Source organism: Deinococcus sp. YIM 77859, from assembly GCF_000745175.1.
In the GTDB taxonomy this organism is placed as follows: domain Bacteria; phylum Deinococcota; class Deinococci; order Deinococcales; family Deinococcaceae; genus Deinococcus.
The window spans coordinates 1-12,344 of sequence record NZ_JQNI01000002.1 but is presented as its reverse complement, the minus strand read 5'-3'; the positions used below and the strand labels follow the sequence as shown (position 1 = coordinate 12,344).

Sequence of the window (12,344 nt, the reverse complement as noted above, 5' to 3'; positions counted from 1 at the left end):
CGTAGTTCGGGACGCGCCCGCTTTTCTTGGCTTCAGGCGGGGCGGGCTGCCTTCGCCTGCTCGTCACGCGCCTGGGGCGCGGAGTGAGTGATGGGGTGGGGCGCGAGGCCGCGCACGTCGAAACCGGCCGCTGCTGCCTGTTCCAGAACCCACGCGCCGAAGTGGTGCGCGGTCACGGCGCAGGGTTCGCGCCGGACGACGACGCTGGTGATGGCGTTCTGGCGGCGGGTCATGCGGGAACTCTTTCTTGGTTTTCTCCATCTTTCTTGGGTTTATCCAAGTCAACAGGAAAAAAAAGAGCTTGCACGGGAACGCCCAGTGCGGCCGCAACCGCCTCAGCGGTTTTGGTTTCCGTGCCGTTGACAGTGCCGAGCTCATGCGCGCGGATCGTCAGCGACGACACGCCCGATTTGGCCGCCAATTCGTCACGCGACAGGTTGCGCTCTTCGCGCAACCGCCTGATCTCGCTCATTCGCATGCCTCAGTTTATGGGCAGGTCCATACATTGTCAATATACGGCTCGGACACATACTTTTGTTCTGGGGGAACCCAGGATGTACAGTCAGCGTAGTAGCGCCCAAATGTACGCATCTATGACCCCTATGCCCAGAGTGACTCGTAAACAAAAAGATCGCCCCGCCTGGGCACAGGCGCTTGTGCAGCGACGGACGCAACTCGGGAAGCGTCAGGAGGACGTTGCGGCGGCTGGCGGGTACGACGATGAGGGCAAAGAGGTGCTCACCACATCGAATGTTGCCGATGTGGAAACTGGGCGCGTCCACCTCCTAAATGTGGGCCTGGGAAAGGCTGTGGCCCTAGCAAAAGGTCTGGAGTGGTCGTGGTCGGAGATGCAGCAAGCGACCGGCATTGACCTGGGGATCGCTGGGCTCTCCCTGGCGGGTGAGGGTAGTGCCGATGTTTACCCGCTCGCGGCAGCTCTGACTCCCCACAGGCCCGGTCGCCCGGTGGATCACGAGGCAGTGACGCCCGGCATAGCCCGTCCCCTGCTGCTGCGGGCAGACACGGACGAGATGGTCGGCACCAGTCCGGCGAGCATCCGCCCCGGCAGCTACCTGCACGTCGATCTCGAAAAAACCACGCCGGAGGAGGGGCGCGTGTACGTCGTCACGGACAACGATGGCGTACACGTCCGCCTCTACACCCCCACGCGGTTCGGTCCGGCGTTCCGGGCTGAGAACCGCGCCTACGAAGACATCCCCGCCGCAGAAGCCCATGTGGTCGGCCTGGTCGCCGGCGTCACCAGCGACTACGACCCCCAGATGAACTAGGAGACCGCCACTTCATGCAGCCCCTCTTCCTTCCCCGCCGTTCTGTTCCTCACAAAGCCCCGTTGCTGGGCTTCATCAGTGCAGGAAATCCCCTTGACCCGACGCCCTTCACGACCCGCCGCCGCATTCCCATCCCGCCCGGATTCCGCCGGTTCGGGATGTTCGTTTTCCAGGTGGACGGTAACAGCATGACCCTCCCCGACGGCAGTGGCCTGCCTCACGGGTCCTTCCTGCTGGTGGACAGCCACGACGTGATCTCCCAGGAGGGGCACGTCTACGCCTTCCGCCTGGCCGACGGCTCACTGGTGGCCAAGCGGCTGCGGCTGCGCGCGGGGCGTCCGGCCATGTACAGCGACAACCCCAGCTACTCGCCCATCGTGCTCGACCGCGAGGTCCGGCGGTGCGGACGGGTCTACGCCTTCAGCCTAGACGGTCGGACCTGGGAGTACGCGGGATACCGGCCCTGGAGTCATTGAGGAGATGCCATGAAGAGACTGCTGCTCCTTTCGGCCCTCACGTTCTCTGCTACGGCTGGTGCCCAGCCCAGCTATTTTTCACGCGACACCGTACGCGATGACATCGCTCGCCGGATCGGCGCTTACGAGATTTCATGTGACCGAACGCCGGTACACCGAGAGGACGTCGCCTACTCCTCCTGCATGGTGCGCGAAGGTGGCGGTGCGTACCCCAAGAGCGTCATTGATATTTGGTACAGCGAGTATATGGATGGGGGCTGGCGTTTCATTGATACGGTCAGTGCCGATACCTGGATTCGCAACACACTCAGAAAAGACGGAAGATCACTTTCGATTAATGTCATTGAGTCCAATGACATTACATACGTCACGGTATACGACATCTCTCTCGCCGTCGCGGTTGAGGATTCTCTTGCAAAAGCCGCGTTGAACCGGAAGGCAGGGCCCCTCGGGGCGACGCCGAATACGACCTATGTGACGCTCGGCCAACTCAAGCCCGCGATTGCATCGTCCACGAAGGGCAAGAATTACACCCTCAGTGTGAACGGGCAGAAATTGGAGTTCACCCTGGGCGGCAGAACAGCGAAACTCAATGGCAAGCCCGCCAGACTGAATGCCACACCCTTCTTTATGGACGGCGCAACGTATTTCCCGCTCGCCGCTGTACAGCTCCTCGGCTGCAAGATGCAGCCGCCGGACGGCCTGTTTGCCAGCGTGACCTGTGGCAACAATTTCACCCTGGTCGAGTACAACATTTTCAGCACTGACAACCCGCCCGCCACCGCCCTTCAGCCTTCCCTGGCATCACTTCAGGCGGCCGCTCGCCCTGCCGCCACCCCACGCCCCGCAGCAACAGCAGCCGCTGGAGCAGGTTCGATTGCCGGAACGCCTGAGCCTTTCGTGAAACCAGCCGGAGCAGTGACCGGCGTCCCTTACACCGTCATCACGTCTGTGGCGGGGGCGGGCACGCTCGACGTGCTCGCCAACGAATCCTACCGGCTGAACGTCGCGGGGCAGCGCTTGACCTTTGAGGAAGGCAAGAAGGTGACGGCAGAGGGCGTCACGTTGCCCGCCGCGCCCTATGTGGACAACGACGTGATGTTCGTGCCGGTGAACAGCCTCAAGAGCCTGGGGTGCACGGTGACGATCACCAGCACGCAATTCAGGGCAGAGTGCCCAGGCGGAACCAGCATCGATGGAACGCAAATCTCCTGGTAAGTTCCTGCCCCTGCCCCAGGGGTTGAGGATGGAGGTGGCCGGGTGACCCGTCCCGCGGCCCTCTACATTCGCGTCTCGAATCACCTCCTTGCCCGCGATGACCGCTACGGCTTGGCTCGCCAGGAGGCCGAGGGCCGGGCCTACGCTGCCCGCCAGGGCTTCACCATCCCGGAGGGGGCGCTCTACACCGACATCATCACCGGGCGCAGCGAGACGCGCAAAGGTCTGGAGCAGCTTAAGGCGGAGGCTGGCCGCTACAGCGCCATCATCACCAGCGAGGCGGACCGCCTGGGCCGTACACCCCTCGCCGGGCACAAAATCCTCGACGAGCTGCTGGGCCTGGGCCTCCAGGTCCACAACGCCGTGGACGGCTGGTACAACCCGGAGGACGATTCCAGCGTCCTGACCTACGACGTGCGGATGCTGCTCGCTCATCAGGAGCTGCGGCAGATCAAGCGCCGCATGCTCGGCGGCAAACTGGCCGCGGCCGAGAAGGGCGGGATCATCCCCCACCACTGGCGCTGCTACGGCTACCGCGAGGTGTTCACCCTCGAAGGCGGGCGGCCCGTCCGGCGCATCGAAGTGGACGAGGCCGAGGCGGAGATCGTGCGCGAGATTTTCCGCCGCCTCGTGGGGGGCGAGACGACCGGCAAGATCGCCGACGACCTGAACGCCCGCGGGGTGCCCAGCCCCATGAATGCCATCTGGCACCTGCAACGGGTCTGGTATATCGCGCAGAACACGGCGTACAAGGGCGAGGCCAGGATGACCCTCCGGCACGCGAAACGGGAGTTCATCTTCGCCGTGCCCGCCCTGGTGGACGCCGACACCTGGCAGCTCGCCCGCGACAGCCTGCGCCGCAAGCCGAAGAAGCACACGGACATCTTCTGGCTGAACGGCATCCTGCGCTGCGCGGAGTGCGGCGGGGCGATGAGCGGCACGAACACGCAGTCGAACCGCACCAGCTACCGGCATTACCGCTGCTCCCGGGCGTTCAAACACCGCCACTACGGGGACACACCCACCTGCTCCCAGCGCACCCACTACCGCATGAACGACCTGCACGCGCACGCCGAGCGGATCGTGCGGGAGATCGCCGAACACCCCGAGCGGTACATGACCGCCGCCGCGCCGCCCGTGCCCGACCACAGCCGCACCCTGCGGGAGATTGAGCGCCTGGAGGGGCAACTGAAGCGCTACCTCGCGGACTATCAGCGGGAGCTGCTGACCGGCGACGAGTACGCGGGACTGCGTGACGCGGCCCGGCAGCAGATCGAGGCGCTTCGGGCACAGATGGCCCCGCCGCCCGTGGTCACACTGCCGAACATGGCGGCGACACTGGAGGCGATTGGGCGGCTGGTGCGGGAGGGGGTGCCGACGCGGGAGGTGCTGCTGCGCTCGGGCACGCGCCTGAGCATCGCGCCGGGCGGGGTGCTGGAGGTGGTGCTGCGGGTCTAGCGGGAGGCTGGCCGACAGCAGAACGAATCGGGGGGTACGCTAGGGCATGAACCCCGACAGCGACCCCGGATTGCCAGATGGAGAGGATCGCCAGCGCGTCCTGCGGGCATGGCAGATCATTGGCGAACTCCTGCGAACCGAACGGGACCCGCAACGTAGAGCGGAATTGCGGCAGGCCGTCCGGCTCCTCGATGAGGCACTGGACGGCCCTCTCCCCGCGGGCAGGTAATGTGTGCTATCGGCGGGAGTTTCCGAACTCCATCTCGCCGACCTGAAACAGGAGGATGGTGTTAGGAAGTTCCGCCTCCACCTCATCCCTCATCCGGACGTACTGTTCCAGCATCGGCGGGAGCGGGCCGTGGCCGATGCCCTTCAGGATGCTCACGATCTCCAGGCCGAGGGCGTCGAGGATGGCCTGCCAGTCGCTCCGCGGGTCAACCGGAGAGCGGGCCAGTGTGCGGCTGATGCTGGCCCGCTCTTTGCCGAGCTGCACCGCGAGCTGGGCCGCCTGGGCTACCGCAGCGGCACGCACTACGCCCTAGCGGAGCAGGCCCTGGAGCGCCCGGTGAGCAGCCTGGCCGCCCTGAGTGCGGAGGAGGCGGCCACGGTTCGCAGCTACGCGTACGGCCAGCTCGGGCTAGCGACGGGGAGCGTGGCGGCGTGAGCGCCCTTCCCCGTCACCCCCCCACCGCCTCCACCCTCGACAGCGCGCGCAACCTGCGCGACCGCTACATGGCCTCCGATGAACGCCGCGCCGGGTACGTGATCGTGCTGGGCGAATGCGCCGGGGACCGCCAGACATACTACGTCTGTACCCGCCGCGAGGCCCCCCCGTCCCAGCCGAAGCCGAGGGGGAGGGGGCGTGCTCTCAGACCTGCGGATGACCCGTCAGTCTAGCCCCCGAACCGCGCAGCCTGGGGCGCACCCACTGGTCGTAGGCCCACTCCAGCCCCCGCACCAGCGTCCGCAGCGTCTGCGCCGTCAGGTAGGGCCGCACGAGGGCCGGGAGGTGCGGGCTGACGTACTGGCGCAGCAGCACGCTCAACACCAGGATGACCAGCTCGCGGGCGGACGTGCCCTTCACCTGCGGCAGCATCTCGCCTACCACCAGGGACACGATGTTGCGGATCTCCGGCGCGAGGGCCAGCGCCTCGGCCAGGCTGAGCCGGCCGTCCCCCCGGATGTTGGTGATGGCCTGACGGACCAGCGCGTCGATGCGCGGCAGGATGCCGTCCAGCAGTGCGGCCAGCTCGGAGTCGTCGAGGGGCACCTCGGCGGGGGTGGTCGGGAGGTCGAGTTGGGGGACCGTGGGCGTGGACTGTGCGCGGACCTGCGCCGTGCGGGTGATCGTCACGCCCTGCTGGGCACGCTGGCGCAGAATCTCTGCAATTCGGGGATCAACGGGCATACGGCACCTCCAAAGGGCGCGGCCCCGGCCGGTGCAGGCGCGGGGGCGGGGAGAGGGCGGTCGGCTCAGAGCGGCCGGGAGGGGGCCAGGTCCTCCAGCCCGGCCGGTTCCCACTCATCGGCAGGTGCCGAGGTGGGGGCGGGGGGCGCGTACTCCGCCTGCGCCCTGGCCTGGGCCTTCGCGCCGTCCATCTGCACGCCAGTGACCAGGGCCTTGCCGCCGGACGCCAGCAGGCCCGCCAGCAGCCCCAGCACGGCCCCGGACCCGGTGGGGGGATAATCCGCCAGGACCCGCAGCTCTCCGATGCCCCCCTGCGCGAACACCGCGCCGAGAATCATCCCCAGAACGGCAGACAGGATGATGGTGGCCCAGCCTTTGAGACGGCTCGGTGCGCCCGGCTTGGGGCGCGTCCGGTCCTTGACGAGTTGCACGAGGGCGGCCACGAATGCGGCCAGCGCCCCCACGGTCAGAAACAGTTCTGCCATCAGGCCAACCCCTTTTCCCGGAGCTTCCGCGCCCCGACCTTCACGATCCGCTTCTCGCCCGTGCGCGTGTTCTCGACGATGCTGACCCACTCGCCGGGGAGGGGCCGCATGGCTTCGTCGTGCAGTTGGTACCAGTTCAGCGGCGCGGCCCGCGTTCCCACGTCCACCGCGACCCCGCCGCCCCGCCGCTCGCCCCGCGCGGCCTCCACCTCGGCCAGGGTCCGCAGGGCCTGATGCTCGGCCAGCCACGCCTCTGGGTCGAGGTAGTGCTCGCGGATGTAGGCCTCGGCCAGCCGCCGCGTCTGCGCTGCCGCGCGCCCCTTCGCGTTGAAGCGGTTGGAGGCCCAGAAGTCAGGCGGGAGCAGTGAGCGCCGGACCTCGAAGTGCAGGTGCGCCCAGTACTGATTCCGCGCCCCCTTGCCGATGTGCCCCACCAGGTCGCCCATCGTCACCTGCTGCCCGGCCTGCACGGGAATACCAGTCAGGTGCGCGTACTGGGTCCACACGCCGAGCTGCGGGTGATGGACGAGCACGATGCCGCCCCAGTCGGGGTAGTGACCGGCAGCTACAACCGTGCCGTCGGCCACGGCGCGCACCCGGTTGCCGAGGTCCGAGTCCCCCCCGCGAACGTCGTTGAGGTCAATGCCGGGGTGCGCGTGCCGAGTGCCGGGCATGTAGCGCGGGTCGAGAAACCCGCCGCCGGGCTGCACGCTGTAGCGGATGGTGGGGGTTTCGAGGACGGGATTGCAAACGCGGCTCATGGGTGCTCCTTCCCGCCGGGCGACGGCAGTTGCCCGCCCGGCTCCGGGGGCCAGACGGTGCGGGGGCTGACACTGTGCAGTTGCTCCAGGAACTCCACCCGGATGCGGGCCTGGTCGCGCTGGTAGCGCATGGAATGGACCAAATCCAGCGCCCGCTCCAACTCGTTTTCCAGCCGCAGCATCCCCTCGTTGAGCGTGGCGACCTGCGCCTCCAGCGCGGCGACTTTCGCGGTCAGCCCCGCTTTTTCGGCCTCCCCGACCTTCCCGCCACGCACCTCCCGCACGAGCATGGCGAGGCCGTACGTGACGGCGAGGATGATGGCCGCCGGTCCGCCCTTCGTGACGATGCCGATGAGGCTGGAGAGGTCCACGTCAGCCACGTCCGTCCCCGTACTCACCGACTCCAGCGAGCCACCTCAGCCACCGTGGCGGGTGTTCCACCAGCCGCCGCCACCACCCCCGCCCGGATTGCCAGTACACGGCGGACCGGACGAGCAGCAGCAGCGACACCCACGACAGGATGCTGTAGGTGGTCGTGGCGCTGGTGATGCCCGCCCCCATCCCGAAGGCCGCGGCGAGCGCGGCGAGATAGAGCGCACTCGCGGCGTGCCCCGCTATCCGCAGCAGGCTCTCCCTCGGCGAGAGCAGCAACCACAGCGCGATGACGAGCGCCCCCCACCCCCACGCGGACCAGGGGACGATGTCGTCAAACCGCGAGTACGGGGGCAACACCTCCGGCAGGTAGGGGCGGTGATAGACGCTCAACGCCCAGCCCAGCAGCACGGCGGCGATGATGTTGGTGGGGCTGAGCGGGTCCCAGCGATTCCAGCCGGGGGCCATCAATGCACCTCCAGCCGCCGCCAAATGCGGTCGTCGAGCGTGTAGTAGAGGCGGTGAGTGAACACCCACACGCGCTCGGCACTGCCGGGCGGCACGAGGCTGGGTTGGCCGATGATTGATTTGGTGAACAGATTTTCCTTCCGCACCTTTGCGGCCTTGCGGCAGCCCGGCGCGGCGCGGATGACGGCCTCATAGCCGACCGGGGTCACGCGGTCGCGGTAGGCCACGGGCTGGCAGTAGCGGGCTGGAGCGCCCTGGGGAGCGCTGACCCCCGCCCCCAGCGTCAGCGCGAGGGCCAGCAGGGTGGATAGATGCATAGGGCCTCCTCAGCGGCAGCGGACGAACCCGCCAGGCCGCCGCTCCTCGACCTGCACGGTGCCCGCGAGGTTGAGGCCCTGGGGGGGGATGGCGACGCCGCCCTCTCCGCCCAGGCCGTAGCCCCCGCCGGGCAGGATGACGCGGATGGTGGGTCGCTCGCCCTCAGTGACGGGGGTAATCAGGGTGCTGCCCCCCAGCGCCCGCACGGTGACGAGCTGGCAGGCGGGCAGGGTGGGGGCGACGACGACGGGCGGCTGAGCCGGGGACTGGGGCACATGGGTCGAGCAGGCGGCGAGGGTGAGGGTGAGGGCGGGCAGGGTGAGCAGGTGACGCATGGTGTACCTCCGGGGGCACCGGCTGGCAGAGCGCGGCTCCAGCACGCCGAGGGATGCTGGGGCCAATGGGAAACCCCCGCGCGGGGCGGGGGCTGGGCTTTGCATCAGGTGTGTCGCAGGGGGTGGGCGATTACGGGGCCGATTCCGGCACGTATCGGGGAGTTATCGCGTTTCAAAGTTGACAGATTCCAAAAAAGGGAGTAACCTCTGGGTATGGACACGCACGCCTTCACCGCTCAGATCGAACTCGGCTACAACCTCGCCACTTACCTGCGCGAAGACGCCGAAGAACTTGGTCTGGTGCTGGAGCAGAAGGGGAACGCCTGCGGCATCATCAGCATCATCCGCAACAGCAGCGAGCTGGACGCACGCGGCAACGGCGAGCCGTATCTAACCATCTACACCTGCGAAGACGCGCAGGCGTGGGGCACGGTGAGCGCGTTCAAGACGCTGGAAGACGCGCGGGCGCACATGCAGCACGTCTGGGAAGCCATCAGCGCCTGATGGCAAACCCCAACCCCCCCAAACGGCAGCCCGGCGAGGGCGAACCGTGGCGTCCCAGCATCTACCTCCCCCGCGAGGTGGGCGAGGCCATCCGCGCCGCCACCGAGGGCATGACCACGCAGGAGCGCAGCCGCGCCCTAGGGCGGTGGCTCATGCTCGGCTGGGAGATGGAGCGGCAGTTTGAAGGAACAAGTCAAAGGAATAGCCCTGCGCAAACAGCCAAAAAACTCCGCAAGTAGCCTGCGGAGCCTTTCGCCAGTCGCACGTAAGTACGCCTAAGAGTGGACGCCTCAACCCTACCATCTGGCCGCCCAAAAAGCAACCCCCGCTCAGGCGGGGGTTTCTGGTGGCCGCTAATGTGTGCTTTATGGCGTGCGGGTGCGGGTGCGGGGAGAGGGGCTACTGGGGCGGCAGGCCGGGAGTCAGGGGCAGGTGGTATTCCACGCCGTTCCCGTTCCCCTCGCTGCCCTGCCGGAAGACGTGCAGGTAGGGGGTGCCGTTCGGTGGCCACACGATTTCCATGCCCTGCACCGGCCCCACGGCGCTCAGGTTGTTGTTGCCCTGCACACGAGTGGGTGCCGGGACGAGCGGCATATTGCCCGCTTCCAGAAAGCCGAACGTCCCCGATGCGCGGCGGCCCATCGTGGTGATGGCGAGCATGGTGTCGATCACCTGCCCCGCCGCGTCCTTCGCCGTGAGGGTCACGCCGGGATGACTGGTGGTCGTGAAACGGGTTCCCGCCTGAAGCTTGGTGGTGCCATTGCCGCTGAACGTCAGGCGGACGGTATGCCCGGTGAGGGGGAGAGCCTGAAACGCCTCGGAAAGGGCGATGACGGTGTTTCCGATACCGCCCGCGTTGTTGCGGAGCCGGCTCACCCATTCTGGGAGCGGGTCAGGCCCGTTCTCCGGGAACACCAGGATTTGCCAGCCCTGCCGGGGCAGCCACGGGGTGTAGGGTCGCGCGGGACTGTCCGGGCCATTCGGGAGAATGTCCAGGCTCTCGATGTCGTCGGACGTGAGGGTTTCGCCTGCCCGCACCTTCAGCGCCAGCGCCTCGAACATCACCGGAATGCTCTCCCAGCGCAGTTCCAGCGTCTTCACCGGGGCCGGGGTGGTGGTGCCGTCTGTCACGACAGCGTTCTGGAGTTCAATGCCGATCTTCTGGATACCCATGTCAGACCCCCTTCGTGTAGGTGATGCTTACCCCTTCGTGTAGGTGATGCTTAGCTTCGGAGCGCCGGAGGCGGTGACTGCCCGCAGCGCCAATAGGTCGTCCCGGCCACTGATCTGCCACACGCTGCCGTCGCCCCACCGCTCGCCGTCGTTGGCGGTCGGCTCAGGCGCGGCGGTGGCGACGCGGGCCACGCCGCCCTCGACGGCGATCCGGGCAGCGGTCGCCCCCTCGGGAATGTCCGGCAGACCCTGGGCCTGGTCGGTCAGGACGAGGCTGGTGCGGGCAGGCAGCCCGGCCACGCTCTCCGGGTGCCTTGGCATCGGCCCCCCAGCGAGGTCGGTCACGCCGGGCAGGACATGCAAGCGGACCTCGTGGAAATGGGGGGCAGCGACGTACCCGTGCATCACGAGCGAGAGAGTCTGCCCCGCCTGTACTGGGACCCTGGCCCAGCTCTCTGGAGCCACCGAGATCACCGGGGTCGTGCCCTCGGGCGGATCAGCCAGCATGGGGGCTGATCCGTGTACGCCTCGAAGTAGCAGTCGCGGCACAGGTTCTGGATCAGCAGCGTCCCGTCCTGCGCGGGGTGTACCCCGTGTTCCAGAGCGCTTCGGGGTCGAGCGGAACGCCCGCATGGGTCGCGCCGCCGCCACCGCCCACGCTGCCGCCAATCACCTCGACCGGGAGGGGGCGGCGCGGCTGACCGGCACGGCGAACTCGGGGTCGCTCGGGTCCTGCACGCCGAGGAGGGCGCGGTTGTAGCGCCAGAGGTTGAGCAGGCTGACTCGGAGATTGGTGAGCATAGGCACCTCCAAAGCGTCGCCCCAGCCGGGTGCAGGGGCTGGGGCGGGGAGAGGGCAGGGGGTTATTGCGGCTCGCCCGGCGTCAGAACGAGGTGGAAGGGGTTGCCGTCCGAGTCCCGGTACAGCAGGTACGGGGCCTGGGGCGTGGCCGCGTCACCAGCGCCAGCCCCTCGGGGAGCACGTCGCCGGGAGAGGCGACCACCGGCAGGTTGCTGGACAGGAGCTGCCCCAGGGTCATGACCGGGTCCGGGTACCACAGCTCCAGATCAGGCACCCAGTCCGCGATGATTTGGTTGCTGCTGTCCCTGGCACTCAGGGTCCCGAATTGCGGGTCGATGGTGGCCGCCGCCCGCGCACTGCCGGTCCAGCGGACCGGCGTGCTGAACTCCAGCGTCAGGGCGCCGTAGGGCAGCATCGGCATCGGCCCCGGAAACTCCAGCGCGTACCCATCGGCGGCGAGCGTGGGTTTGGCCCCCGAACTCCCCCCCCCGTACTCGTAGTAGGGTTCGCCACTGGGCAGCAGCACCACGGCGGAGGTCAGGCGCTCGTGGAGTTGCGTGAGGTTGACGGCCCCAACAGGCGGATGAAGGCCGCGCCCCCGCCCCGCCCCGAGAACTCGACATACAGGCGGCTCACGTCCTGGCTGCGGGCTGGGGTAGCCCGCGATGACGCGGGCGCTGCGGGCGCCCCCCGCCCAGGAAGAGGGGGCCGCCCACACGCTGCTCCAGCCGCTTGAACATCTGCTTGGTCGGGTATGGTCCTGCGGTCATGGCGTGGTCCTTTCAACGGTCTCGAAGCCCTCGGCGTCTGCCGTGGCCGTGCCGTTCTCGATGGTCTGAAAGCCCTCGGCGTCGGTGCTGATGGCGGCGCCCTCAATGGTCTGGAAGCCCTCAGCGTCGGTGCCGACCGTGAACGCCCCGCCGATGGGCAGCTCGGGCTCCGGCTCCGGTTCGGGGGCCTCATCCACCGGGGCCAGAGCGGTGATGGTGGTGGCCGTGGCGGAGGGTCGGTGCGGGTCAGGCCGAGCTGCTCGCCGGGCTGGAGGGTGTGGGGGTAGGTCACGGCCTGCCAGGTCGCGCCGTCCGCGCTGACCTCCACCGTGCAGGGTGGGCCGGTCTGGCCCGGTCAGGATGTAGCCGTTCAGGCCGCCCCTCGCGGCCGTCACGGGCAGGACGAGGCGGCCCCGGTGGCGTACGCCACCAGCAGCGGGTTGGGAATGAGCATCGGGCCTGTTCCTTTCTTCCTACTCATTCCTGAGCAGGTCGAGGTTATTCGCTC

General features: G+C 67.9%; 22 protein-coding genes. 7 read left to right on the top strand and 15 right to left on the bottom strand.

Annotated features, from left to right (window positions below; genetic code table 11):
- Positions 1-32 precede the first annotated feature (32 nt).
- Together EI73_RS00165 and EI73_RS00160 are read right to left on the bottom strand one after the other, a co-directional pair.
- Positions 33-233 carry a hypothetical protein gene (locus EI73_RS00165; protein WP_034382964.1) on the bottom strand — a complete coding sequence of 67 codons (201 nt, stop codon included), beginning with the start codon at positions 231-233 and terminating at the stop codon, positions 33-35.
- Positions 230-472 (bottom strand): helix-turn-helix transcriptional regulator, encoded by a 243-nt coding sequence (locus EI73_RS00160; RefSeq protein ID WP_034382961.1) that lies wholly within the window; start codon positions 470-472, stop codon positions 230-232. Before EI73_RS00160 ends, EI73_RS00165 begins: the two co-directional genes overlap by 4 nt.
- Before the next feature lie 139 nt (positions 473-611).
- Between EI73_RS00160 and EI73_RS15490 the strand changes: the two genes are divergently transcribed.
- From EI73_RS15490 to EI73_RS00140, 4 genes are read left to right on the top strand one after another with little or no spacing between them, the layout of a single operon-like run.
- Positions 612-1,289 carry a S24 family peptidase gene (locus EI73_RS15490; RefSeq protein WP_156103419.1) on the top strand — a complete coding sequence of 226 codons (678 nt, stop codon included), beginning with the start codon at positions 612-614 and terminating at the stop codon, positions 1,287-1,289.
- 14 nt (positions 1,290-1,303) lie between these two features.
- Positions 1,304-1,765: a S24 family peptidase gene (locus tag EI73_RS15485; RefSeq protein ID WP_051935337.1), complete on the top strand. Its 462-nt coding sequence runs from the start codon at positions 1,304-1,306 to the stop codon at positions 1,763-1,765.
- Positions 1,766-1,774: 9 nt separating this feature from the next.
- Positions 1,775-2,983 carry a stalk domain-containing protein gene (locus EI73_RS00145; protein ID WP_034382959.1) on the top strand — a complete coding sequence of 403 codons (1,209 nt, stop codon included), beginning with the start codon at positions 1,775-1,777 and terminating at the stop codon, positions 2,981-2,983.
- A 42-nt stretch (positions 2,984-3,025) separates the two neighbouring features.
- A complete protein-coding gene (locus EI73_RS00140; RefSeq protein ID WP_034382894.1) occupies positions 3,026-4,441 on the top strand; it encodes a recombinase family protein in 1,416 nt (471 codons plus the stop codon).
- Positions 4,442-4,676: 235 nt separating this feature from the next.
- Here the strand turns inward: EI73_RS00140 and EI73_RS00130 are convergent, their stop codons facing one another.
- The gene (locus EI73_RS00130) at positions 4,677-4,973 is read right to left on the bottom strand and encodes a hypothetical protein (protein ID WP_034382955.1); all 297 of its coding nucleotides are present in this window, start codon (positions 4,971-4,973) and stop codon (positions 4,677-4,679) included.
- A 128-nt stretch (positions 4,974-5,101) separates the two neighbouring features.
- Between EI73_RS00130 and EI73_RS16145 the strand changes: the two genes are divergently transcribed.
- Positions 5,102-5,338 carry a hypothetical protein gene (locus EI73_RS16145; RefSeq protein WP_156103418.1) on the top strand — a complete coding sequence of 79 codons (237 nt, stop codon included), beginning with the start codon at positions 5,102-5,104 and terminating at the stop codon, positions 5,336-5,338.
- Here EI73_RS16145 and EI73_RS00125 read toward each other — a convergent pair.
- The 7 genes from EI73_RS00125 to EI73_RS00095 all read right to left on the bottom strand — a co-directional run bounded on the left by EI73_RS00125 (position 5,310) and on the right by EI73_RS00095 (position 8,588).
- Entirely contained in the window at positions 5,310-5,849 is a 540-nt protein-coding gene (locus EI73_RS00125; protein ID WP_034382952.1) for a hypothetical protein, read from the bottom strand. The two genes, EI73_RS16145 and EI73_RS00125, sit on opposite strands and share 29 nt — an antisense overlap.
- A gap of 65 nt (positions 5,850-5,914) precedes the next feature.
- Complete coding sequence (locus EI73_RS00120) at positions 5,915-6,334, bottom strand: hypothetical protein (RefSeq protein ID WP_034382950.1); 420 nt, start codon at positions 6,332-6,334, stop codon at positions 5,915-5,917.
- Positions 6,334-7,095, bottom strand: coding sequence for a M23 family metallopeptidase (locus EI73_RS15480; protein WP_051935336.1), 762 nt, complete (start codon positions 7,093-7,095; stop codon positions 6,334-6,336). Before EI73_RS15480 ends, EI73_RS00120 begins: the two co-directional genes overlap by 1 nt.
- Positions 7,092-7,475 (bottom strand): hypothetical protein, encoded by a 384-nt coding sequence (locus tag EI73_RS00110; protein ID WP_034382947.1) that lies wholly within the window; start codon positions 7,473-7,475, stop codon positions 7,092-7,094. Before EI73_RS00110 ends, EI73_RS15480 begins: the two co-directional genes overlap by 4 nt.
- Positions 7,468-7,935, bottom strand: coding sequence for a hypothetical protein (locus EI73_RS00105; RefSeq protein ID WP_034382944.1), 468 nt, complete (start codon positions 7,933-7,935; stop codon positions 7,468-7,470). The genes EI73_RS00110 and EI73_RS00105 overlap by 8 nt, the downstream gene beginning before the upstream one ends.
- Complete coding sequence (locus tag EI73_RS00100) at positions 7,935-8,252, bottom strand: hypothetical protein (RefSeq protein ID WP_034382941.1); 318 nt, start codon at positions 8,250-8,252, stop codon at positions 7,935-7,937. The genes EI73_RS00105 and EI73_RS00100 overlap by 1 nt, the downstream gene beginning before the upstream one ends.
- A gap of 9 nt (positions 8,253-8,261) precedes the next feature.
- Complete coding sequence (locus EI73_RS00095) at positions 8,262-8,588, bottom strand: hypothetical protein (RefSeq protein ID WP_034382938.1); 327 nt, start codon at positions 8,586-8,588, stop codon at positions 8,262-8,264.
- Between the two features lie 213 nt (positions 8,589-8,801).
- Here EI73_RS00095 and EI73_RS00090 point away from each other — a divergent pair, with 213 nt between their 5' ends.
- Together EI73_RS00090 and EI73_RS00085 are read left to right on the top strand one after the other, a co-directional pair.
- The gene (locus EI73_RS00090; protein WP_034382935.1) at positions 8,802-9,092 is read left to right on the top strand and encodes a hypothetical protein; all 291 of its coding nucleotides are present in this window, start codon (positions 8,802-8,804) and stop codon (positions 9,090-9,092) included.
- Complete coding sequence (locus EI73_RS00085) at positions 9,092-9,331, top strand: hypothetical protein (protein ID WP_034382932.1); 240 nt, start codon at positions 9,092-9,094, stop codon at positions 9,329-9,331. The genes EI73_RS00090 and EI73_RS00085 overlap by 1 nt, the downstream gene beginning before the upstream one ends.
- Positions 9,332-9,491: 160 nt before the next feature.
- On the opposite strand, the gene EI73_RS00080 is transcribed toward EI73_RS00085, so the two are convergent.
- The 5 genes from EI73_RS00080 to EI73_RS16140 form a co-directional block, all read right to left on the bottom strand.
- The gene (locus EI73_RS00080) at positions 9,492-10,265 is read right to left on the bottom strand and encodes a hypothetical protein (RefSeq protein WP_034382929.1); all 774 of its coding nucleotides are present in this window, start codon (positions 10,263-10,265) and stop codon (positions 9,492-9,494) included.
- Positions 10,266-10,292: 27 nt separating this feature from the next.
- Positions 10,293-10,772: a hypothetical protein gene (locus tag EI73_RS00075; protein ID WP_034382927.1), complete on the bottom strand. Its 480-nt coding sequence runs from the start codon at positions 10,770-10,772 to the stop codon at positions 10,293-10,295.
- A 162-nt stretch (positions 10,773-10,934) separates the two neighbouring features.
- Positions 10,935-11,066, bottom strand: a complete 132-nt coding sequence (locus EI73_RS16810) for a hypothetical protein (protein ID WP_255344487.1) — start codon at positions 11,064-11,066, stop codon at positions 10,935-10,937.
- Between the two features lie 82 nt (positions 11,067-11,148).
- The gene (locus tag EI73_RS00070; protein ID WP_156103417.1) at positions 11,149-11,784 is read right to left on the bottom strand and encodes a hypothetical protein; all 636 of its coding nucleotides are present in this window, start codon (positions 11,782-11,784) and stop codon (positions 11,149-11,151) included.
- A gap of 48 nt (positions 11,785-11,832) precedes the next feature.
- Complete coding sequence (locus EI73_RS16140; protein WP_156103416.1) at positions 11,833-12,231, bottom strand: hypothetical protein; 399 nt, start codon at positions 12,229-12,231, stop codon at positions 11,833-11,835.
- Positions 12,232-12,344: the final 113 nt, after the last annotated feature.